The 20,379-nt window shown below is 70.9% G+C and carries 22 protein-coding genes; 6 read left to right on the top strand and 16 right to left on the bottom strand.

What is annotated here, in order from left to right:
* Nucleotides 1–13 precede the first annotated feature (13 nt).
* The 6 genes from PYV02_RS11045 to PYV02_RS11020 form a co-directional block, all read right to left on the bottom strand.
* On the bottom strand, nucleotides 14–796 hold the full coding sequence (locus PYV02_RS11045) for an ABC transporter permease (RefSeq protein ID WP_275759077.1): 783 nt from the start codon (nucleotides 794–796) through the stop codon (nucleotides 14–16).
* On the bottom strand, nucleotides 793–1,590 hold the full coding sequence (locus PYV02_RS11040; RefSeq protein ID WP_275759076.1) for an ABC transporter ATP-binding protein: 798 nt from the start codon (nucleotides 1,588–1,590) through the stop codon (nucleotides 793–795). The genes PYV02_RS11045 and PYV02_RS11040 overlap by 4 nt, the downstream gene beginning before the upstream one ends.
* Nucleotides 1,587–2,483 carry an ABC transporter permease gene (locus tag PYV02_RS11035; protein WP_275759075.1) on the bottom strand — a complete coding sequence of 299 codons (897 nt, stop codon included), beginning with the start codon at nucleotides 2,481–2,483 and terminating at the stop codon, nucleotides 1,587–1,589. The genes PYV02_RS11040 and PYV02_RS11035 overlap by 4 nt, the downstream gene beginning before the upstream one ends.
* Complete coding sequence (locus PYV02_RS11030; RefSeq protein ID WP_275759074.1) at nucleotides 2,480–3,496, bottom strand: TIGR03842 family LLM class F420-dependent oxidoreductase; 1,017 nt, start codon at nucleotides 3,494–3,496, stop codon at nucleotides 2,480–2,482. Before PYV02_RS11030 ends, PYV02_RS11035 begins: the two co-directional genes overlap by 4 nt.
* Nucleotides 3,497–3,683: 187 nt before the next feature.
* Nucleotides 3,684–5,147 carry a dihydropyrimidinase gene (gene hydA / locus PYV02_RS11025; RefSeq protein WP_275759073.1) on the bottom strand — a complete coding sequence of 488 codons (1,464 nt, stop codon included), beginning with the start codon at nucleotides 5,145–5,147 and terminating at the stop codon, nucleotides 3,684–3,686.
* A gap of 11 nt (nucleotides 5,148–5,158) precedes the next feature.
* A complete protein-coding gene (locus PYV02_RS11020) occupies nucleotides 5,159–6,007 on the bottom strand; it encodes a nitrilase-related carbon-nitrogen hydrolase (RefSeq protein ID WP_275759072.1) in 849 nt (282 codons plus the stop codon).
* Between the two features lie 119 nt (nucleotides 6,008–6,126).
* Between PYV02_RS11020 and PYV02_RS11015 the strand changes: the two genes are divergently transcribed.
* From PYV02_RS11015 to PYV02_RS11000, 4 genes are all read left to right on the top strand, one after another.
* Entirely contained in the window at nucleotides 6,127–7,449 is a 1,323-nt protein-coding gene (locus PYV02_RS11015; RefSeq protein ID WP_275759071.1) for an aminotransferase-like domain-containing protein, read from the top strand.
* A 123-nt stretch (nucleotides 7,450–7,572) separates the two neighbouring features.
* Nucleotides 7,573–8,538 (top strand): putative F420-0 ABC transporter substrate-binding protein, encoded by a 966-nt coding sequence (locus tag PYV02_RS11010; protein ID WP_275759070.1) that lies wholly within the window; start codon nucleotides 7,573–7,575, stop codon nucleotides 8,536–8,538.
* Nucleotides 8,531–9,535: a putative F420-0 ABC transporter permease subunit gene (locus PYV02_RS11005; protein WP_275759069.1), complete on the top strand. Its 1,005-nt coding sequence runs from the start codon at nucleotides 8,531–8,533 to the stop codon at nucleotides 9,533–9,535. The genes PYV02_RS11010 and PYV02_RS11005 overlap by 8 nt, the downstream gene beginning before the upstream one ends.
* The gene (locus tag PYV02_RS11000) at nucleotides 9,532–10,314 is read left to right on the top strand and encodes an ABC transporter ATP-binding protein (RefSeq protein ID WP_275759068.1); all 783 of its coding nucleotides are present in this window, start codon (nucleotides 9,532–9,534) and stop codon (nucleotides 10,312–10,314) included. The genes PYV02_RS11005 and PYV02_RS11000 overlap by 4 nt, the downstream gene beginning before the upstream one ends.
* On the opposite strand, the gene PYV02_RS10995 is transcribed toward PYV02_RS11000, so the two are convergent.
* From PYV02_RS10995 to PYV02_RS10985, 3 genes are read right to left on the bottom strand one after another with little or no spacing between them, the layout of a single operon-like run.
* On the bottom strand, nucleotides 10,274–12,487 hold the full coding sequence (locus PYV02_RS10995) for a transglutaminase TgpA family protein (protein WP_275759067.1): 2,214 nt from the start codon (nucleotides 12,485–12,487) through the stop codon (nucleotides 10,274–10,276). The two genes, PYV02_RS11000 and PYV02_RS10995, sit on opposite strands and share 41 nt — an antisense overlap.
* Nucleotides 12,474–13,751 carry a DUF58 domain-containing protein gene (locus PYV02_RS10990; RefSeq protein ID WP_275759066.1) on the bottom strand — a complete coding sequence of 426 codons (1,278 nt, stop codon included), beginning with the start codon at nucleotides 13,749–13,751 and terminating at the stop codon, nucleotides 12,474–12,476. Before PYV02_RS10990 ends, PYV02_RS10995 begins: the two co-directional genes overlap by 14 nt.
* Nucleotides 13,751–14,770 (bottom strand): AAA family ATPase, encoded by a 1,020-nt coding sequence (locus PYV02_RS10985; RefSeq protein ID WP_275759065.1) that lies wholly within the window; start codon nucleotides 14,768–14,770, stop codon nucleotides 13,751–13,753. Before PYV02_RS10985 ends, PYV02_RS10990 begins: the two co-directional genes overlap by 1 nt.
* A gap of 202 nt (nucleotides 14,771–14,972) precedes the next feature.
* Here PYV02_RS10985 and PYV02_RS10980 point away from each other — a divergent pair, with 202 nt between their 5' ends.
* Nucleotides 14,973–15,785 carry a DUF4097 family beta strand repeat-containing protein gene (locus PYV02_RS10980; RefSeq protein WP_275759064.1) on the top strand — a complete coding sequence of 271 codons (813 nt, stop codon included), beginning with the start codon at nucleotides 14,973–14,975 and terminating at the stop codon, nucleotides 15,783–15,785.
* Nucleotides 15,786–15,790: 5 nt separating this feature from the next.
* Here the strand turns inward: PYV02_RS10980 and PYV02_RS10975 are convergent, their stop codons facing one another.
* The 5 genes from PYV02_RS10975 to PYV02_RS10955 all read right to left on the bottom strand — a co-directional run bounded on the left by PYV02_RS10975 (nucleotide 15,791) and on the right by PYV02_RS10955 (nucleotide 17,656).
* Nucleotides 15,791–16,144 (bottom strand): PLD nuclease N-terminal domain-containing protein, encoded by a 354-nt coding sequence (locus PYV02_RS10975; RefSeq protein WP_275759063.1) that lies wholly within the window; start codon nucleotides 16,142–16,144, stop codon nucleotides 15,791–15,793.
* 66 nt (nucleotides 16,145–16,210) lie between these two features.
* A complete protein-coding gene (locus PYV02_RS10970) occupies nucleotides 16,211–16,639 on the bottom strand; it encodes a pilus assembly protein TadG-related protein (RefSeq protein WP_275759062.1) in 429 nt (142 codons plus the stop codon).
* The gene (locus PYV02_RS10965) at nucleotides 16,636–17,127 is read right to left on the bottom strand and encodes a hypothetical protein (protein ID WP_275759061.1); all 492 of its coding nucleotides are present in this window, start codon (nucleotides 17,125–17,127) and stop codon (nucleotides 16,636–16,638) included. The genes PYV02_RS10970 and PYV02_RS10965 overlap by 4 nt, the downstream gene beginning before the upstream one ends.
* Complete coding sequence (locus PYV02_RS10960) at nucleotides 17,099–17,488, bottom strand: TadE family protein (protein WP_338056618.1); 390 nt, start codon at nucleotides 17,486–17,488, stop codon at nucleotides 17,099–17,101. The genes PYV02_RS10965 and PYV02_RS10960 overlap by 29 nt, the downstream gene beginning before the upstream one ends.
* Before the next feature lie 3 nt (nucleotides 17,489–17,491).
* Entirely contained in the window at nucleotides 17,492–17,656 is a 165-nt protein-coding gene (locus PYV02_RS10955; RefSeq protein WP_275759060.1) for a hypothetical protein, read from the bottom strand.
* A 78-nt stretch (nucleotides 17,657–17,734) separates the two neighbouring features.
* Here PYV02_RS10955 and PYV02_RS10950 point away from each other — a divergent pair, with 78 nt between their 5' ends.
* Nucleotides 17,735–18,676 (top strand): alpha/beta hydrolase, encoded by a 942-nt coding sequence (locus PYV02_RS10950; RefSeq protein WP_275759059.1) that lies wholly within the window; start codon nucleotides 17,735–17,737, stop codon nucleotides 18,674–18,676.
* 3 nt (nucleotides 18,677–18,679) lie between these two features.
* On the opposite strand, the gene PYV02_RS10945 is transcribed toward PYV02_RS10950, so the two are convergent.
* Both PYV02_RS10945 and PYV02_RS10940 read right to left on the bottom strand, forming a co-directional pair.
* Entirely contained in the window at nucleotides 18,680–20,020 is a 1,341-nt protein-coding gene (locus tag PYV02_RS10945; protein WP_275759058.1) for a permease prefix domain 1-containing protein, read from the bottom strand.
* Nucleotides 20,017–20,364, bottom strand: a complete 348-nt coding sequence (locus tag PYV02_RS10940) for a PadR family transcriptional regulator (RefSeq protein WP_275759057.1) — start codon at nucleotides 20,362–20,364, stop codon at nucleotides 20,017–20,019. The genes PYV02_RS10945 and PYV02_RS10940 overlap by 4 nt, the downstream gene beginning before the upstream one ends.
* Between the last annotated feature and the right edge of the window lie 15 nt (nucleotides 20,365–20,379).

Below are 20,379 nucleotides of genomic sequence, written 5' to 3'. Positions count from 1 at the left end.
GCGAGGGTGCCGGTCAGACCGGCGTTCGCCTCGTCACGAGCCGCTCGATGAGCGAGGTGACGAGGAAGAGTGCGAGACCGATGGCGATGCCGCCGGCGACGTACGCGAAGGCGAGCGCGGCCCTGCCCGATTTCGCGTAGGTCGCGATCGCGGTGCCGATGCCGTCGGCGGGACCGCCGAAGTACTCCGCGACGAGGGCGGCGATCACCGCGACCGAACTCGCGATGCGCAAGCCCGTGAGCAGGTAGGGCAGCGCCGTCGGCAACGTCAGCGCGCGGAAGGTCTGCAGTCCGGTCGCCGCCGAGGCGCGCATGAGGTCGCGGTGCACGGGATCGGTCTGCCGCAGCCCGCGCAGCACGTTGATGAAGATCGGTACGAAGGCGGCGATCGCCGCGACCGACTGCCGACCGAACTGGCTCGACGCCCCGTACATCGTGTTGAGGATCGGGGTGATCGCCACGATCGGCACGACCGCGATCGCAGCGACGAGCGGGGCGAGCATGCCGTCGATGGGTCGGGATGCCGCGGCCAGCCCCGCGAGCACGATCGCCACGATCGCGCCCACCGCCAGCCCGATCAGCGCGTTGGTCGCGGTGATCGCCATGTCCTCGCCGATGATGTCGGCGTGCAGCACGATCTCGTTCACGACGGCGACGGGGCTCGGGAGCGCGCGCGGCGCGATCCGCAGCACGTCGACCACGAGCATCCAGAGCGCCAGGATGAGCACGCCGACCACGATCGGCGCGACGACCCTCACCCAGGCGGGGCCGGGGCGCAGTGCGCGGTCGAGTGTCATCGCTCGTTCGCCCGTTCGACGGGGACGCCGTGCAGGGCCTCGCGCACCGCGGTGACGCGCTCGAAGTAGGCCGGCGACTCGCGCAGGGCCTCGTCGCGCTCCCCCAGGTCGGTCGGCAGGATCGCGGTGATGCGCCCCGGGCGGGGGCTCATCACTACCACCCGGTCGGAGAGGAACACGGCCTCGGGAATCGAGTGCGTCACGAAGACCACGGCGGCGCCGGTCTCGGCGGCGATGCGCGCGAGTTCGGACTGCAGGTACTCGCGGGTCATCTCGTCGAGCGCGCCGAACGGCTCATCCATGAGCAGCAGGCGGGGCTGCTCGGCGAGGGCACGCGCGATGGCCACCCGCTGCTGCATGCCGCCGGAGAGCTGGTCGGGATGCCGGTCGACGAAGTCCGTGAGACCCACCAGCTCGGCGAGCTCGGCCACGCGGGCCGCACGGGCGGCGCGGGACATGCCGTGCAGCTCCAGCGGCAGTTCGATGTTGCCGGCGACCGTGCGCCACGGCAGTAGCCCGGCCTGCTGGAACGCGATGCCGTAGTCCTGATCGAGCCGTGCCCGGTGGGCGGACTTGCCGAAGATCTCGAGCTCACCCGAAGTGGCCGCGTCGAGGTCCGCGATGAGCCGCAGCAGGGTGGACTTGCCGCAGCCGGAAGGTCCGATGAGGGAGACGAACTCGCCCTCCTCGACGGTGAGCTCGACGTCGGTGAGCGCCACGACATCCCCGGCCTTCGCTGGGAAGATCTTGCCGACGCCGGTGGCCCGGACGGCGATTCTCGCGTCGTCACTCATGCGGTTGCCTCTCCCCTGCGGTAGTTCTTGAGTCCGATGCCGAGCAGCGCGACGGAGCCGGCGGCGACGAGTCCGAGTGCGATGGAGCCGAGCGTCGGGCCCCACGGTGCTGCGGGGTCGCTGGATCCCTGCCCGGCCAGCTGGATGAGCATCCGGCCGATGCCACCGCGCATGCCGATGGAGACCTCCGCCACCACCGCCCCCACCACGGCGTTCGCCGCGGCGAGTCGCAGGGCGGGCAGCAGGTGGGGTACCGCGGCGGGCAGCCGCAGTCGCAGCAGCGTCGGCCAGTAGCCGACGGCGTAGCTGCGCATGAGATCGAGGTGGATGCGGTCGGGCGCCTCGAGGCCGCGCAGCACCCCCACCGCCACCGGGAAGAACGCCAGGTACGAGGCGATGACCGCGACGGAGAGCCACTGGGGCCAGGGCGTGCCACCGCGATCGATCTGCGTACCGATGCTCGCCACGAGCGGCGCGAAGGCGATGAGCGGCACGGTCTGGCTGACGACGATCCAGGGCAGCAGCCCCCACTCGGCGATGCGCCACCGCTGCATCACGAGCCCGAGGAGTGCGCCCACGAGCACGCCGATGATCCACCCCGCCGCCGCGATGCCGAGGGTCGTGAGCGCCGCAGTGGCCACCGGCACGATGAGCGGTGGCGTGTTGCCGCCGCTGGCCGACTGGAACAGGCGCGCGACCATGTCCCAGACGTGCGGCATCGCCCGGTCGTTGGTGCGCGGCAGCAGCATCACGCCCGAGCCGGTCTGCCCGTCGATGGCGCCGACCACGAGGCCCTCCGCCGGCCCGAGGAGCTTGTACAGCTCCCAGATCGCGAGCACCGCGACGACGCCGAGCACCCCCCAGATCGCCGCCGTGCTTCGCTTCGACCTCATGCCTTCGCCGTGACCTCGTCGCGCATGGCGGGGATGATGGTCTCGCCGTAGACCCGCAACGTCTCCTCCTTGTTGTCGTGCTGGAGGTAGCCGGCGAACTGGTGCACGCCGATCGACTTGAGCTCTTCGAGCTTGGCGATGTGGTCCTTCGCAGTGCCGAGCACGCAGAACCGGTCGACGATCTCATCCGGCACGAACTCGGCGTGCGTGTTGCCCGACTTGCCGTGCTGGTTGTAGTCGTAGCCCTCACGGTTCTCGATGTAGTCGGTGAGGGCCTTGGGCACCGTGCCGTCCTTGCCGTACTTGGCCACGATGTCCGCCACGTGGTTGCCCACCATGCCGCCGAACCAACGGCACTGATTGCGCATGTGGTCCCAGTCCTCGCCGATGTAGTTGGGGGCCGCGACGCAGAACGTGATCGAGTCGGGGTCGCGGCCGGCCTTCTCGGCGGAGTCGCGCACCGTCTTGATCATCCACTTCGCGATGTCGACGTCGGCCAGCTGCAGGATGAAGCCGTCGCCGACCTCACCCGTGAGCTTGAGCGCGAGCGGTCCGTACGCGGCCACCCACACCTCGAGCTCGCTGCCGACGCTCCATGGGAAGCGCAGCGTCGAGCCCTGGTACTCGACCTCGCGACTGTTGCCGAGCTCGCGGATCACATGGATCGACTCACGCAGCTCGGCGAGCGTGGTCGGTTTGCCGTTGGTGACTCGCACCGCGGAGTCTCCGCGACCGATGCCGACGACCGTGCGGTTGCCGTACATCTCGTTGAGCGTCGCGAACACGGATGCCGTGACGGTCCAGTCGCGCGTCGCCGGGTTGGTGACGAACGGGCCCACCTTCACCCGCCGCGTCTCCGCGAGGATCTGGCTGTAGATGACGTACGGCTCCTGCCACAGGATGTGCGAATCGAACGTCCACACGTGGCTGAACCCGTGCTGCTCGGCGAGCTTGGCGAGCGCGACCGTGCGACTGGCCGGCGGGTTGGTCTGCAGAACGACCCCGAAATCCATCAGTGGACTCTCATTTCGTCTCGTGCTCCAGGCGTGGACCCGGGCGGCGGGAGCAGATCGCGCACGGCGGGAGCAATCCCGCATGCGGAGGGAGGAATCTCTCGGTGGCGAGAGTCATTGATCCCGCCAAGCGTGAACGACTCCCGCCGCAAGGATGCTGTGGCGAGGATGCGCGCGTGGATGCTCATCAGATCAGGTACTGCGAGAGGCCGCGCTTGAGGTACTGCCCGTCGCCCTTGGCGCCGAGGTACTCGTTGCCGTCGATGACGACCTTGCCCCTCGAGAGCACGGTGTCGACGTGGCCGTCGATCTCGAAGCCCTCCCACGCGGAATGGTCCATGTTCATGTGGTGGGTGCGGCCTGTCGGCTCACCGTTGCCGTCGACGTCGTACCCGATCGACGTGTGCCCCTTGGGGTCGTAGATCACGATGTCGGCGTCCGCGCCGGGCTGGATGACGCCCTTCCTGCCGTAGAGGCCGAACATGCGCGCGGGCGTGGTGGAGGTGATCTCCACCCAGCGCTCGAGCGAGATGAGCCCGTCGACGACGCCCTGGTAGAGCAGATCCATGCGGTGCTCGACGGAGCCGATGCCGTTGGGGATCTTGGAGAAGTCCCCGAGTCCCAGCTCCTTCTGGCCCTTCATGCAGAACGGGCAGTGGTCGGTCGAGACCATCTGGATGTCGTTGGTGCGCAGGCTCTGCCACATGTGGTCCTGGTGGCCCTCGGCCTTCGATCGCAGCGGCGTGGAACACACCCACTTCGCGCCCTCGAAGCTGCCCCACTCATCGCTGGATGCACCGAGCTGCTCCTCGAGCGAGAGGTAGAGGTACTGCGGGCACGTCTCGCCGAACACGTTCTGCCCGATGTCGCGCGCGGCGGCGAGCTGCTCGACGGCCTGCTTCGCGGAGACGTGCACGACGTAGAGCGGGGCGCCGGTGAGGTTCGCGAGCATGATCGCGCGATGCGTCGCCTCCTCCTCCATCTGCCACGCGCGGGCGACCCCGTGGTAGTAGGGGTCGGTCTTGCCCTGCGCCAGCAGCTGCTTGACCATGACGTCGATGACCGGCCCGTTCTCGGCGTGCATCATCGTCATCATCCCGGTCTCCGCGGAGACCTGCATGGCCTTGAAGATCTGCGCGTCATCCGACATGAAGACGCCGGGGTAGGCCATGAAGAGCTTGAAGCTCGAGACGCCCTCGTCGGGCAACCGCTTCATCGCCGCCAGCGAGTCGTCGTTGACCTCGCCGATGATCTGGTGGAAGCCGTAGTCGATCGCGCAGTTGCCTGCCGCCTTCTCGTGCCACGCGGCGAGGCCGTCCATCACCTTCTGGCCGTAGGTCTGCACGGCGAAGTCGATGATCGTCGTCGTGCCGCCCCACGCGGCCGCGCGCGTGCCGGTCTCGAAGGTGTCGGATGCCGCGGTGCCCCCGAACGGCAGCTCCATGTGGGTGTGCGCGTCGATCCCGCCCGGGATGACGTACTTGCCCGTCGCGTCGATGACGCGATCGACCGTCGACGCGAGATTCGAGCCGAGCAGCACCGAACCGGGGGCGAGCACGGCGACGATCGTCTCGCCGTCGATGAGCACGTCGGCCTGGGATCGGCCGGTGGCGGTGACGACCGTGCCACCGGTGATGAGGGTCGTGGTCATGGGTGACTCCCTTACGGCTTCGGAATCGACGTGTACGATTCCGGCCGGCGGTCGCGATAGAACTGCCAGTCATCGCGCATCTGGCGCACCATGTCGAGGTCGATGTCGCGGATCACGATCTCCTCGTGCTCGCCCGAACCGCGCTCGCCCACGAAGTTGCCGCGCGGGTCGATCACCTGGCTGGTGCCGTAGAAGTCCACGGCGAGGTCGCCGTACTCGTTGTCCTCCTTGCCGACCCGGTTGGGCTGCAGCACGAAGTAGCCGTTGGCGACCGCGGCGGCGGGGCCTTCGACCTCCCAGAGCCGGTTGCTCAGGCCCGGCTTGGTGGCGTTGGGGTTGAAGACCATCTCGGCACCGTTCAGGCCCAGTTCGCGCCATCCCTCCGGGAAGTGCCGGTCGTAGCAGATGTAGACGCCGATCGGGCCGACCGCGGTCTTGAACACGGGGTAGCCGAGGTTGCCGGGTCGGAAGTAGAACTTCTCCCAGAACCGGTCGAGGTGCGGGATGTGGTGCTTGCGATACTTGCCGAGGATCGTGCCGTCGTTGTCGACGACGACCGCGGTGTTGTAGTAGACGCCCGGCATCTCCTCCTCGTAGATCGGGAGGATCATCACCAGGTTCAGCTCCTTGGCGAGCTTCGCGAAGCGTTGCACGATGGGTCCGTCGGCGGGTTCGGCGTAGGCGTAGTACTTCTTGTCTTCGGTGATGCCGAAGTACGGCCCGTAGAACAACTCCTGGAAGCAGATGACCTGGGCGCCCTTCGCGGCGGCCTCGCGCGCGAACTCCTCGTGCTTGTCGAGCATGGAGGCCTTGTCGCCCGTCCAGGTGGTCTGTGTGATGGCTGCGCGTACAACGGTCATGGTTGCTCTTTCTCGTTGGTGCCTTTTGTTATTCTTAGCGCTAAACATTTCTCGAACGTTACGAATCATGACTTTCGCGTTAAACCCGTTCGCGATCCCTCGAACCTACGGCGGTTGACATGAAGTCGGTAGCCCTCGCGATCGAGGAGCCCACTCCGCGCGGCATCGCGGGCGGCATCGCGCGACTGATCACGAGCGGCGACCTCGCACCCGGCGACCGGCTGCCGACGGTGCGGGCACTCGCGGGAGAGCTCGGGGTCAGCCCCGCCACGGTCAGTCACGCCTGGCAGACGCTCTCGGCCGCCGGCCTCATCGTCAGCCGCGGTCGCAGCGGCACCGTCGTGCGCTCGCTGCCGCGGGAGTGGCTGCCGCAGCGCTACCGTGGCCTCGAGGGCGGCGCCGACGCACGACTCGATCTCTCGCGCGGCACCCCGGACCCGGCCCTGCTGCCGCCGCTCGGGCCGGCGATGGCCGGCCTCTGGGATCGGGCGGGCACGGCGAGCTACCAGCTCAAGCCCGACATCCCGGAACTCCACGACCTGCTGCGCGCGACCTGGCCCGCCCCCGTGGAATCGCTGACGGTGACCAACGGCGCCCTCGACGCGATCGACCGCTCGCTGTCCGCGGTCACCCGGTTCGGCGACCGCGTGGTGATCGAGCAGCCGACGTTTCCCCCCTTCCTCGACCTGCTCGAGACCTACGGACTCGAACCGCTGCCCGTCGAGCTGGATGACGAGGGGATGCACCCTGACGCCTTCGCCGCCGCCCTGCTGCACTCCCCCAGCGCTGTGCTGCTGCAACCCCGCTCGCACAATCCGACCGGACGATCGATCACCCCGGCACGCGCCGAGCGGCTCGCGGCCCTGCTCGCTCGCTCCCGCACCGCCGACGACGCGATCGTGATCGAGGACGACCACTCCGCCCTGATCAGTTCCGCTCCCGCGGTGAGCCTCGCGAACTGGCTGCCCGAACGCGTGCTGCACGTGCGCAGCTACTCCAAGTCCCACGGACCCGACCTCCGGGTGGGGGCGCTCGGCGGACCGCGGGAGATCATCGACCGCATCGTCGCGCGGCGACTGCTCGGTCCCGGCTGGACCTCGCGGATGATCCAAGGGCTGCTGCACGCGGTGCTCACCGATCCGGGGGCGGTCGCCCACGTCGAACGGGCGCGGGCGGCGTATGCGGGGCGCCAGGCGGGGTTCGCGTCCGCGATGTCGGCGGCGGGCATCCCGACGATCGTCGGCGATGGGCTCAACGCCTGGCTGCCGGTCGCCGACGAGCGCGCCGCCATCGTGCAGCTGGCCGCCGCGGGCATCCGCGTCGCACCCGGGGTGCCGTTCCAGGTGGGGATGCCGCGACCGCACGTACGCGTCACGGTCGGTCTCGTCTCCGCCGACCTGCACTCGGTCGCGACCGCCCTGGCCGCGGCGGCCCGCGCGTGAAGGATAGGATCGGCACAGGTCCCCGTGCCGTGCATGGCGGCGGGCGCCGCTGACGGTTTGCAGCGGCTCGACCGGGAGTGCGTTCTCCCCCATCCCGTCGATCGACCCTTCCCTGGAGCAACCATGCAGCTCGCCCGTCCCGCCCTCCTGCTCATCCCCGCAGCCCTGCTGCTCGCCGGTTGCGCGACCGCCGCGCCCGGCGCCACCCCGACCCCCACTGCCGCCGGCCCCGTCGAGGTCACCAACTGCGGCACCGAGGTCGTCTTCGACGCCGCGCCCGAACGCGTCGTGACCATCAAGTCGACCTCCACCGAGATGCTGCTCGCGCTCGGTCTCGGCGACCGCATCGTGGGCACCGCCTTCCAAGACGGCCCCGTGCCCGAACAGTGGGCTGCCGACGCCACCGACCTCGTCTCCATCGCCGACAAGGTGCCGAGCGAAGAGGTCGTGCTCGAGCTCGAGCCCGACCTGGTCTATGCGGGCTGGGAGTCCAACTTCTCGCCGGAGGGCGCCGGCGAGCGCGCCGAGCTCGCCTCCCTCGGCGTCAACAGCTATGTGTCGCCGTCGGCGTGCCAGAGCGCCGACCAGCCGGCCAAGCTCAGCTTCGAGAACGTCTTCGGCGACATCCAGCAGGTCGCCGACATCTTCCGGGTGGATGCCGCGCCGCTGATCGCCGAGCAGCGCGCCGCGCTCGAGGCCATCGAGCCCGCCGGTGACGGGCGTACCGCCCTCTGGTTCTCGTCCGGCTCGGACACCCCGTACGTGGGCGCCGGCATCGGCGCCCCGCAACTCGTGCTCGAGACCGTCGGGCTGGAGAACATCGCGGGCGACATCGACGCCACCTGGGCGCCGTTCAACTGGGAGGCCGTCGTCGACGCCGACCCCGATTTCATCGTGCTCGTCGACGCCACCTGGAACGACGTGGCCAAGAAGATCGGCATCCTCGAGTCGAACCCCGCCACCGCGAATCTGACGGCGGTGAAGGAGGGCAAGTACCTCATCGTGCCGTTCGCCGCGGGCGAGGCCGGCGTGCGCAGCGTCGAGGCCGCCGTCTCGCTCAACGAGCAGATCGCCGAGCTGGATGGGTAGAACGGCAATCGCGGGCGTCGCGCTCGCGATCGGACTGATCGCGAGCGTGACGTTCGCCGTCACCTTCGGGCCGGCCGACATCCGCATCGACGAGGTGTGGGCCTCGATCCTGAGCCACCTCGGCATCGGCGACAGCCCGCTGTCCACCCTGCGCGACGGCATCGTGTGGGAGCTGCGGCTGCCCCGCGTGCTCACGGCGGCGGCGGTCGGTGCGGGGCTGGCGATCTCGGGTGCGGTGATGCAGGCGATCACGCGCAATCCGCTGGCCGACCCGTATCTGCTGGGGCTGTCATCCGGTGCCTCGCTCGGAGCGGTGTCGGTGCTGCTGCTCGGGGTCGCGGTCGCCCTGCCGCTCGCGGCGTTCGCCGGGGCGATGGTCGCCCTCGTGGTCACCCTGCTGCTGGCCAGCTCGCTGGGCGCGATCACCCCGACCCGCACGGTGCTCGCCGGGCTCGCGGTGTCCTCGCTCGCCGGCGCGGTCACCTCGCTCGTGATCTTCTGGACCGTCACCGGTGACTCCTACCGCGAGATCCTCGGCTGGCTGCTCGGTTCGCTCGCCGGCGCGCGCTGGCCCGCCGTCGCGATCGCGTTCACCGCGATCCTCATCGCCGGGGTGCCGATCGCACTCGGCGGGCGCGTGCTCGACGCCTTCGCCTTCGGCGACGCCACCGCCGCCTCACTCGGGGTCAACGTCGCGGCGACGCGCTGGGTGCTGCTGACCGCATCCGCGCTGCTGACGGGGGCGATGGTCTCGGTCAGCGGGTCGATCGGCTTCGTCGGGCTCGTGCTCCCGCACGCGGTGCGGCTGCTCGTCGGCCCCGGCCATCGCGCTCTGCTACCGCTCGCGGCGCTGACCGGCGCGATCTTCCTGGTGTGGGCGGACACCGCGGCGCGCACCCTGTTCGACCCGCGCGAGCTGCCGGTGGGCATCGTGACCGCGATCATCGGCGCGCCCGTCTTCGCACTGCTGCTGGCCCGGCGCCGGAGCGCGACGTGACCGGCGGGCTCGAGGCATCCCGCGTCACCGTCACCGCCGGCGGTCGCCTCATCGTCGACGGCGTGGACTGCACCATGCCGACGGGCGCCGTCACCGCCCTGATCGGCCCGAACGGGGCGGGCAAGACCACGCTGCTGCACGCGCTCGCGGCGCTGCCGCGCCCGGAACAGGGCGCGGTGCGGTTCGAGCACCAGGATCTCGGGGCGATGTCGCGACGCGAGCGCGCCCGCATCCTGGCCTTCGTCGAGCAGGACATCGCCACCGACACCGCGATGAGCGTCACCGACGTCGTCGCCCTCGGCCGGATGCCGCACCAGTCGATCTTCGGAGACGAGCCCGCCGACGGCGCGCGCATCGTCGCCGACGCCCTCGCGACCGTGGAGATGACCGCCTTCGCCGCGCGCGAGTTCGCGAGCCTCTCCGGCGGAGAACGGCAGCGGATCATGCTCGCCCGGGCCCTCGCGCAGCAACCCCGGCTGCTGCTGCTCGACGAGCCGACGAACCACCTCGACATCCACGCCCAGCTCACCGTGCTCGGCCTGCTGGGCCGGCTGGCCGCCGACGGGGTCACCGTCGTCGCCGCGCTGCACGACCTCTCGCTCGCCGCGACCTACGCCGACCACGTCGTCGTGCTGCAGGACGGACGGGTGGTCGCCGCCGGCCCGACCGCGCAGACCCTGCGGCCGTCGCTCATCCGCGCGGTCTATCGGGTGGAGGCGACCGTGCTCGAGAACCCGATCACCAAGCGACCGGTGATCGCGCTGAGTCCGCTGGACTGAGCCGCGCGAACAGCGACCGGGGCGCGACCACGGCGAGCACGCGGGAGACGACACCGGCCCGTCGCGACAGCGCGCGCCGAACGAGGCGCACATCCTGCACACTCGGCGGCCGAGCGTCGCGCGCGTACGCCTCGTGCTCGATCGACGCGGTGAGCCGTTCCAGCGCCGGCAGCGCCGAGGCCGAGATGCGGAACTCGAGATCGTCCGCGACCTGCCGCGGGGTGAGGGCGTCGGGCAGCGGCCGACCGAGGTCGTGCACGGTGGCGCGCAGCTCCGCCCAGGCGGACTCGGCCGAGCCGCGCGCGACGCGGGACATGCGCAGCTCGCGCACCACGATCCTGACCGCCGTCGGCAGCGCCAGCAGCACGGCGAGTGCCGCGATCACGATCCAGCCGATCGGTGGCGCGGATGCCGGGGTCGCCGCGCTCTCGTCGGCGGGCTCCTCCTCCACCCCCTCGCCCTCCGCGACCGGTGCGCCGCTGGCCTGCGGATCGGGGGCGGGCGCCTGCACGGGCGGGGCCGGCACCGACTCGTCCACGTCGGGCGTCGCGGGGTCGTCGGCGACGGCGGGAGCGAAGGCCGGGACATCCCCGCGCCCCGGCGTGGGCTCGAAACGCACCCAGCCGATGCCGTCGAAGAACAGCTCGGGCCAGGCGTGGAACTCGTGGGTGGTCACCCGATAGACCGTCTCGCCGCCCTGCACGATCGGCGTGCCCTGGGTGAAGCCGACGGCGATGCGCGCCGGGATGTCGAGCGTGCGCGCCATCGCGGCCATCGCCGACGCGAAGTGCACGCAATACCCGGCCTTGGCCGCGAGGAAGTCGTCGAGCACGCTCGCACCGCCACCGTCATAGCCCTGCTGCACCGGCGCCCGCTCCGAGTACACGAAGTCACCGCTGCGGAACCACGACTGCAGCGCGATCGCGGCCTCGTAGTTGCTGCCGGCGGAACCCGCAATCTGCTCGGCCGTCTCGGCCACCACGGGCGGCAGATCGGAGGGCAGCACCGTGTAGTGCTGATAGCTCGTCGGCACTCGAGTGCCGGCCTCGACGAGCTGCGCGATCGAGGGCGAGACGGTCAGGCTGCTCACCTCGAAGACCTGCCCGCGCGCGTTCGCGCCGTCGCCGCGCACGGCGAGGCTGCGCGGATCCCACCGCCACCTGCCCTCGAGACCGCTGACGGCGCGTGGCGCGTACGGCAGTGGAAGCCACGACGAGCGCACGTCGCCGACCGTGACGGCGGAGGTCACGGCCGTCGTCGGCACGTCGTCGTCGAGCCCGGGCACCGGGCCGATCCGGTCGATCCCCTCCGTGCCCACGGTCGCGGTGTCCGGCGACCAGGTGACACCTCCGAAATCGTCGAGCACGGTCAGCCGGAAGTACTGTGGCGTCTCCGACCGGTAGGTGTAGGCGATCACCGGATCGGTTCGCCGCAGATCGTCCCCGAGCGAGATCAGGGGGTTCAGGCTGCTGCCGCCTCCGGCGCCGGTGCTCGTCGGTGCCTGCACCGGGGGCAGCAACGGCGGCACCGCGAGGGCGAGCACCACGGCGGCGGCACCGACCACGACGGCCACGCGTCTCGCGCCGCCGTTTCCGACGAGCAGCAGGGCGAGGTAGGCCAGCGCGGTGAAGACGAAGGTGAGCGGGTCGTGCAACTGGGGGTCGACGGTCGTCGGCACGAGCAGCAGCACCAGCAGGGGCAGGCCGGCGAGCACGGGCATCCTGGCGCTCGAGACGAACAGGTCCAGCGCGAGCGCGAGCGCGCCGACACCGAGCGCCACGAGAAAGCGGATGCCCTCCCCCGCCTGCGCGGGACTGCCCTGGCTCGCGATCGCCGCGCCGCCGGACGCGACCAACTCGCCGAACCGCTCGAACACGGCCTCCGTCGGGATGACCCCCAGCAGGGCCTGCCGTGGTGCATGCATCGCGGTGAGCACGGCACCTCCGACCAGCACCTGCGCGACGACCCCCCACAGCCGATGACGGGCGAAGGAGCGCACGATCGCCCCCGAGATCAGGATGACGACGGCCATCACCATGCCGACCAGCCACCACTGCGCGCCGACGAGCACCAGGTGCAGGCCGCCGAGCGCGACGCCCAGCGCGATCAACGCGATCGAGACGCTCGCCCAGTCCCGCGCGCGATCGCCGACCGGGCGCTCAGCGGGGCGCACGCGAGCGTCCTGTCTCGATCACCACGGCATCCCAGGCCGCGGCATGGTCGTCGTCGGCGCGCACCGGCACCACGAGCCATCCCTCGTCGAGCAGCCGGTCGCCCTGGCCGCTGGCCGCCGTCGGCACGCCGAACGAACGGTTCAGCACGTCGAGGGATGAGGCCGATCTCACCATGAACGCCACGGCGAGCGATCCCGCGACCCGCCGACGCGAGAGCCACTCGAACGTGGCCGCGTCGGGCTCGCCGACGATGGCGACGACCGGCCCCTCGACGGGCTGCTGCGGGGCGGCGTTCCGGTGTTCGTCCACCGGCTGCAGCGGGGCGAGCGAGGCGAGGAACTCCTCGTCGCCCCAGGTGCGGCGGCGCGCGATCGGGTGCAGCTGCGGCTCACCGCTCTCCTCGACGGTCACGTCGAAGCCCGCTCGCCGCAGGTGCACGGTGACGGAGGCGAGCATGCGCACGACCCACTCGAAGGCGTCATCGTCGCCCCGGTAGCCGCTCGTCAGGGTGTCGACGAGCACGCGCGCCCGCGGCAGCGACCGCTGCTCCTCCTGCCGCACCATGAGCTCGCCGTGGCGAGCGGTCGCCCGCCAGTGCACGCGCCGCATCGCATCGCCCGTGCGGTACTCGCGGGTCATGACGTCGTCGTCATCCCCCGCCGCTCGCCGCTGCACGAGCTGCGCCTCGCCCGACCCAGCGGGCACCGTGAGGGTGGACTCGCCGAGCGCGACCACCTCCGGTGTCACGACGAGCTCGTCGCCGCCGCCGGCCTCGATGCGGGCGACCACGAGGCCGAAGGGGTCGCCGAACTCGATCACGAGCGGCCCGATCCCGAACACGCCGCGACGTGGCGGTCGCAGCTCGTAGTCCAGCTGCAGCGTGCGACCGGCGGGCACGCTCGGCAGTCTGCGGGGATTTGTCGCACCCCACGGCAGCCGCTCCCACCAGAGCGCGCCGGTGCTGCGCGTGCGCGCACGGTTCGTGAGCCTCAGCCGCACCGACGTGCCGTGCCCGGCGGCGACCACCTCGGGCGCGAAGTGACGGGACACGGCGAACTTCGGCCGACGCATCCGCACCACGACGACGGCGAGCACCGGCAGCGCGAGCAGCAGGATGCCGACGGCGAGCAGCAGCGGACGCCCGCTCGCATAGGCCGCGAGCACCGCCAGCACGCCGAGCACCGCGAAGGCGGCGCCCCGACCGGTCAGGGCCACTCCGGCGATCGCGAACCGCGCGCGCAGCGACGCCGGCCGGCCGGACATCAGGCGGGCCCGGTCCCCACGACCGGCACGGGAGTCTGCGCGACGATGCGACCGATGATGTCCGGGATGCTGCCGCCCGAGAGCACGGACGAACCGTCACCGGCGCGGCGGGCGGCGATCAGGCGATGTCCCAGCACCGGCACGGCGAGCATGTCGATGTCGTCCGGCAGCACGAACTCGCGACCCTCGAGCGCCGCCCTCGCCTTCGCCGCCCGAACCAGCTGCAGTGTCGCGCGAGGGCTCGCGCCGAGCCGCAGCTCGCGGTCGTTGCGGGTGGCGTTGGCGATCGCTACCGCGTACTGCTCCACCGCGCGCGAGACGTAGACGTTGCGGGTCGCGCGGATCATGCGCGCGAGTTCCGCGCCCGAGACGACCGGTTGGAGCGCGTCGAGGGGGCTGGTGGTCTCGCGGGCGCTGAGCATCGCGAGCTCGGCGGCGGCATCCGGGTATCCCATCGAGATGCGCGCCATGAACCGGTCGCGCTGGGCCTCGGGCAGCGGGTAGGTGCCCTCCATCTCGATCGGGTTCTGGGTCGCGACGACGATGAACGGCACCGCGAGCGGATAGGTGGTGCCGTCGACGGTCACTTGGCGCTCCTCCATCGCCTCGAGCAGTGCGGACTGCGTCTTGGGGCTCGCGCGGTTGATCTCGTCGCCGATCACGATGTTGGCGAAGATCGGCCCGGGCTTGAACTCGAAGCGGCGCTCGCCCTGGTCGTAGATGCTCACGCCGGTGATGTCGGCCGGCAGCAGATCGGGGGTGAACTGGATGCGGGTGACCGAGCAGTCGACGGAGCGCGCCAACGCGCGCGCCAGCATGGTCTTGCCGACGCCCGGAACGTCCTCGATCAGCAGGTGACCCTCGGCCAGCAGCACCGTCAACGCCATCTGGATCGCGTCGCGCTTGCCGTCGATCACCGTCTCGATCGCGTGCTGGATGGCGCGCGATTTCGTGTAGAGCTCGTCGGCGGCGGGGGCCGCAACGGCCTCCGACCGTTCGGCGGCGAGGTCACTTGCCATGCCAGCAGTCTCGCAGACCCCGCGGCGTCCGCCACCTGGGAATCCGCCGTCAGCCCCCGCAGCATCTCGGGGGCTAGCCCCCTGCCGGTGCGGCGCCGTGCCTGGCTAACCTGGCCAGAACGCGACGACCGCGGGACCTTCGGACTGCATCCGGGCACCGAGGGCTGGCTAGCGTCGAAGCTGCGATCGAGAGGACGATGCCATGACCGAGGCCACGACGCCTGCACCGAACCGCCCCAGGATGAGCACGGGAGGGCGGGTCGCCCTGACGATCGGCATCGTCGTCGTCGCGTTGCTCGTCGTCGGCGCGGTCGTGACGGCGGTGCTGCTGGGCACGGGCCGGTCCACGGTCGAGGCGAGCGCGTCCGCCGAGGCGGGCACGAGCGTCGACGTCAGGATTCCGAACGGCACGATCGTGCTGGTGCCCGCCGACGACCAGACCGTCTCCGTCGAGGTGCAGGGCCGCTACCTGTTCGACGAGCCCGAGGTGACCGTCGAGACGAACGGCGGGGTGACGCTCGTCGACGGCGGGTGCCCGAGCATCGGCCCCTGGACGGCGGCGTGCTCGATCACCGTGACCATCGCGATGCCTCCGGCGCTGCCGGTGACCGTCGCCGGCCTGAACGGCGATGTCACCGTCACCGACCTCACCGGCGACCTCTCCATCGGCACCACCAACGGCAGGGTCGCCGTCGACGGCTCCGCCGGCGCGCTCGAGCTGAGCACCACGAACGGGTCCGTCGAACTCACGGACTCCGAGTCGGCGCGGGTCGCGGCATCCACCGTGAACGGCGAGATCTCGCTGCGATTCGCGGCATCGCCGGACGAGGTGCGGGCCAGCGGCACCAACGGCTCGATCACCATCGAACTGACGGATGCCGACGAGGCCTACGCGATCGACCTCGCCACCGTGAACGGCGACACCGACCTCGTCAAGGTAGTCAACGACCCGCAGGCCGACCGCACGATCGTCGCGCACACGGTCAACGGCAGCGTCACGGTGCGCGCCGACTGACCCCGCTACTGCTCGCGAGCGCGTCGCTTCGCCTCGACCTCCGCCTCGAGACGCCGCAGGCGGTCGGCGGCGATCTCGTCCTCGAGGGCGGCCAGCTCCCGCTCGGTCTGCGACATGCCCCGCTCGGATGTGGCCGCGGCGGTGCGAGGTCGATCGAACGAGCTCGGCCCGACACGGGCGGAACCCCAGTCCCGCCCGATCGCGAACCACAGGATGCTGCCGACGAGCGGCAGGAAGATCACCAGCAGAATCCACACGAGCTTCGGCAGATGCTTCACCTGCCACTCCTCGCGCGTGATGACGTCGGCGAGAGTCACGATGATGAGGACGAGGGGCAGCAGGGCGAGGATGACGCTCATCGATTCATCCTGCCAGGCGAGGAACGCTCACCGAAAGCCCCGCGGGGTGTCGTGACCGCAGCCGCGTCACGAGAACACCGAACGGGCGACCGCCGTCACCTCGATGCGCAGGCCCTCGGGCACGAGCAGCGAGAGCACGGGCGGATGCCACGTGGCCGAGAGCTCCACGGTCGCGCTGCGGCCGTCCACCGTCTCGGCCCGATCGACGGCGAGGTCGGCGAAGTCGGCGGGATGGCCGGCGAGGTAGGCGGTGACGGCGGCGGCGACATCCGCGGACTCCAGGGTTGGGCGGAAGCCCGCGGCCGTCGCGCGCACGTCCGCGAGCTCGAACGCCTCGGCGCCGACGAGCGCAGCACCGTCGGCGAGGGTGAAGAGCCGCTTGCGTTCGAGGTAGAGCGAGGTCGCGGAGACGACGAGCAGCACGAGCACGAGCGAGAGGAAGCCGAAGAAGATCGTCAGCGGCAGGGTGGACCCCTCGTCGTCACGCAGGTTCACCGGCCGCCCCAGAACCGCGAGACCTGCTGCGTCGCCTGCGCGTCGAGCGGCACCGCGAGCGGGAACGAGCCCTGCAGCACCGAGGGCACGAGCGGCAGCGGCACCTCGAGCCCGACGGTGACGGTGACGAACTCGCGGCGGGTCAGGCACGGGCTCGCGGAGCAGGTGACGGCAATGTCGGCGTCGGCGACATCCAGCCCGTGGTCGGCCAGCGCGAACTCGACCGCACGGATCGCGGCCGCCTCGGCGCTGCCGGCATCGGCCGACTGCACGAAGACGCGCGCCGCCTGCCGGGCCGCCCCCTCCACCGCGAGCGCACCGGCCTGGATCGCCGCCATCACGAGCACGAGGTAGACCAGCGGCACGAGCAGCACGAGGCCCGCCCCGATGAACTCGAGGGATGCCGATCCGCGCTCATCGGCCCAGCGCGTGTCAGCCCCGCGCGCCTCGGCCCAGCGCTCATCGACCGAGCGTCTCGATCGCGGCATGACCGGTCACCTCCATCCCGTCCGGCAGACCGACCAGGCCGATCAGCGGCAGCGGTGCCCGCACGGTAACGATGACCGCGGGATGCCCGAGATAGCTGCCCGTGGACGCCGCGACATCGTTCGCGTAACTCGGGCCGAGCGCGGCGGCGATCAGGTCTTCGGCACGAGCGACGCCATCGGCCAGCGAGTTGTCCGCGAGCGCGCCGAACCGCGCGCCCTCCGCGGCGGCGTCGAGTACGGTGTTGCGGATCAGCAGCACGAGTCCCAGTTGGATGACGCTGAGCACGAGCACGGTCAGCAGCGCCGAGACCATCACGAACTCCGCGACCGCGGAGCCCGTGTCATCCCCCAGTCGCCGCACCGCTCAGAACCCGGTGACCCGCTCGATCGCCTGCTGGAACACGCTGCCGAGCGCCGGGCCCGCGAGGCCCCAGATGATGATCACAAGGCCGGCCGTCATGAGCGTGATGAGCACCCAGCCGGGCACGTCGCCGCGGTCGGAGGCCAGCCGCTTGATGAGTGTGCGCATGCTGGCATTGTGCGCGCGGCGAGCACGGGACGTTCGTGCCTATCCACAGCCCGCCGCGGTGGGATACTGCTCATTGCCATGGTCACCGATCCCGCCGCCTCCTCGTCCCGCGCCGTCGTCATCGTCTCCGGTGGGGATGCCATCTCGCCGTTCACGACGCCCGACCGCGCCTGCACGACAGGCCTCGCCGCCGGCAACACCGACACCGCCCTGCGCGAGTTCCTGCTCGCCAGGGGCCACGCCGTCTACACCTCTCCCGCGATGAACGCGCGCGGCCGAGTCGTCGAGCAGCTCACCGGTTTCGGGCCGTTCGGCGGGATGCCGTTCGACCTCCCCGATCACCTCACGGTCAACTCCACGGGCGACATCGATCTCGCCGGGGAGCACCTCGCGCGATTCCTCGGCTTTCTGCACAGCGACTACGGCGTCGACACGATCGACCTCGTGGCGCACTCGATGGGTGGGCTGTTCTCGCGGGCGGCGATCCGGGTGCTGAAGGCCACGGCATCCCCGATCCGTGTGCGGTCGCTCACGACGCTCGGCACCCCGTGGCAGGGTGCGATCGTCTCCGACTACGCGGTGGGCGATGTGGACCTCTCGGTGTGCGCCGGCGACCGCTTCTCGGAGCTCGTCGTGCAGGAGTTCAAGAAGCGCGCCGACTCGATCCCGGTCGGCGCCGCGCAGGAGGTCACCAGGAGGTACCTCACCGGCCCCGGCGGCTGGAACGAGTTCCAGACCGGCGTGCTCGATGACATCCCGGTCATGCTCATCGCCGGCTCGCGCTTCACCGCCGACGGCTCTCCCGAGTACTGGCCCCACGACGGGCTCGTGTCGCCCTGGAGCGCGCTCGCGACCGAGGTGCCGGCATCCGTGCTGCCGCACCGGCGCACGCTGACCTTCGAACGCACGCACAGCATCTTCATCTCGGATGCCGCCGGGCTCGACTGGAGCACCGCGCTCACCTGGGACCCGGAGGTGCTCGAGGCGGTGCACCAGGCGATCGAGACCGCCGCGATCTGAGCCCTACGCGAACCCGAAGATCGGGGGCACCGCGACGAGCACGAACGCCACCCACACGGCGAACGCGGCGAGATATTCGGTCTGCCAGCGCTCGATGCGCACCGCTTGCCCGTGCCCGGTGAGCAGCCGCAGCGTGAGCCACGCCGTGCCGAGCAGGTTGACGAGCAGGATCACGTTGAGGCCGAGCGCCACGAGCCGGTTCGGCGTGAATCCCAGCTCGCCGACCCGGGCCAGCATCGCGACGAGCACGAGCAGGTCGAGCACGATCGCCGCGACGACCGCGACGAGCCGGATGACGTCCATCGCCCCGGCGCCGCGGGTCGCGTCGCGAGCGGAGATGCCGTAGACGACGAGCGCGACGACGACGAGTAGCAGCACGTCGAAGACCGTGAGCAGGTCGCGATCGAAGTCGCGGCCGAGACCGGTGATCGCATAGGCGAGCGCCGAGCCGAGCAGCATCACCGCGAACAGCGGCGTGAAGATGGCGGTGAGCACGGGCGCGAGGTTCTCGATGATGCTCTTCTTGGCCTCCACCAGCCACGCGGCGACGATCACGGCGGCAGCCGCGCCGGATGGCAGCACCCACGTGAGAATCGGCTGCATCGCATCGGGTGCGATCGGGGTGAGCACCGCCGCGGTGAGCCCGAGCAGCACGGCGCCGCCGAGCGCGATCAGGGTGAAGTAGATCGCCCACTCACCGCTGAAGCGCACGAAATCCATGCGGCGGTTCGAGGAACGGATGTCGCCGCCGAGGTAGGCCGCACCCACGACGAGCCACAGCGCCACCGGAAGGTGAATAGCGACGAGCACCTCGGTGCTGCCGCCCAGCACGAAGGGGAACACGTTCGCGATCGCGGCGAGCAGCACGACCGTGCCGGCGAGCGCGACGATGCGGCGCCACGGCATCCGTCGCAGCACCGCGAAGTAGGCGATGAGCACGGGCAGCACGAACAGGCTCGCGTCACGCAGAATCCACCCGGTGCTGGGGCCCGATGCCTCAGCCGTGAGGCGGCCGACCTGGATGAGCACCGCCGCGACCGCGGCGAAGCCGAGCATCACCAGCAGCTGCCGCCGCGGCCCCTCTTCGACGGGGGCGACGGTCAGCTGCTTCCACAGCCGGTCGCCGTGCTCGCGCGCGAACTCGGCGGTGAGCCGGTCGGCCGCGCCGAGCCGCCGCACCGCGATGAGGAACGCCTCGTCATCGCTCAGGCCCGCGGTCTCGAGGTCGGCGATCTGCTCGCGCAGGTGACTCTCGAGCTCGTCGGCGTCCGCCGCGTCGACCGTGCGGCCGCGCAGCACCGCGACGCGCCACTGGTCGATGCGTGCCTCCAGCGCCGCGCTCATGCGCCCACCGCCGGCGCCGTCAGACCCCAGAGGCCGCCGAGCGTGCGGTTGGCGGTCTCCCACTGCTTACGCTGCTCCGCGAGCTGCGCGGTGCCCTGCTCGGTGATCTCGTAGTACTTGCGGCGTCGGCCCTCGGGCGAGACTCCCCACTCCGCACGGATGCTGCCGAGGCGTTCCAGGCGGTGCAGCAGCGGGTAAAGCATCCCGTCGGTCCATTCCAGATCGCCGCCGGAGAGCTCGCGCACCCGCTTGAGGATCGCGTAGCCGTAGCTCGCGCCCTCCACGAGGATCGCGAGCACGAGAGGGGTCGCCATCGCGGCGACGAGGTCCTTGTCGATGTTCACGCGGCCACTATACCT

The sequence above is a fragment of the Antiquaquibacter metalliresistens genome (assembly GCF_029211225.1).
Classification (GTDB): Bacteria; Actinomycetota; Actinomycetes; order Actinomycetales; family Microbacteriaceae; genus Rhodoglobus; species Rhodoglobus metalliresistens.
This window is presented reverse-complemented; position numbering and strand designations above follow the sequence as displayed.

Coding starts and splice junctions, on each gene's coding strand:
- PYV02_RS11020 (WP_275759072.1), bottom strand. CDS start 6,007: ATGACCGTTGTACGCGCAGCCATCACACAGACCACCTGGACGGGCGAC.
- PYV02_RS10975 (WP_275759063.1), bottom strand. CDS start 16,144: ATGAGCGTCATCCTCGCCCTGCTGCCCCTCGTCCTCATCATCGTGACT.
- PYV02_RS10950 (WP_275759059.1), top strand. CDS start 17,735: ATGGTCACCGATCCCGCCGCCTCCTCGTCCCGCGCCGTCGTCATCGTC.
- PYV02_RS11045 (WP_275759077.1), bottom strand. CDS start 796: ATGACACTCGACCGCGCACTGCGCCCCGGCCCCGCCTGGGTGAGGGTC.
- PYV02_RS10965 (WP_275759061.1), bottom strand. CDS start 17,127: ATGCCGCGATCGAGACGCTCGGTCGATGAGCGCTGGGCCGAGGCGCGC.
- PYV02_RS10980 (WP_275759064.1), top strand. CDS start 14,973: ATGACCGAGGCCACGACGCCTGCACCGAACCGCCCCAGGATGAGCACG.
- PYV02_RS11015 (WP_275759071.1), top strand. CDS start 6,127: ATGAAGTCGGTAGCCCTCGCGATCGAGGAGCCCACTCCGCGCGGCATC.
- PYV02_RS11030 (WP_275759074.1), bottom strand. CDS start 3,496: ATGGATTTCGGGGTCGTTCTGCAGACCAACCCGCCGGCCAGTCGCACG.
- PYV02_RS10990 (WP_275759066.1), bottom strand. CDS start 13,751: ATGTCCGGCCGGCCGGCGTCGCTGCGCGCGCGGTTCGCGATCGCCGGA.
- PYV02_RS11035 (WP_275759075.1), bottom strand. CDS start 2,483: ATGAGGTCGAAGCGAAGCACGGCGGCGATCTGGGGGGTGCTCGGCGTC.
- PYV02_RS10945 (WP_275759058.1), bottom strand. CDS start 20,020: ATGAGCGCGGCGCTGGAGGCACGCATCGACCAGTGGCGCGTCGCGGTG.
- PYV02_RS11010 (WP_275759070.1), top strand. CDS start 7,573: ATGCAGCTCGCCCGTCCCGCCCTCCTGCTCATCCCCGCAGCCCTGCTG.
- PYV02_RS10955 (WP_275759060.1), bottom strand. CDS start 17,656: ATGCGCACACTCATCAAGCGGCTGGCCTCCGACCGCGGCGACGTGCCC.
- hydA (WP_275759073.1), bottom strand. CDS start 5,147: ATGACCACGACCCTCATCACCGGTGGCACGGTCGTCACCGCCACCGGC.
- PYV02_RS11005 (WP_275759069.1), top strand. CDS start 8,531: ATGGGTAGAACGGCAATCGCGGGCGTCGCGCTCGCGATCGGACTGATC.
- PYV02_RS10985 (WP_275759065.1), bottom strand. CDS start 14,770: ATGGCAAGTGACCTCGCCGCCGAACGGTCGGAGGCCGTTGCGGCCCCC.
- PYV02_RS11040 (WP_275759076.1), bottom strand. CDS start 1,590: ATGAGTGACGACGCGAGAATCGCCGTCCGGGCCACCGGCGTCGGCAAG.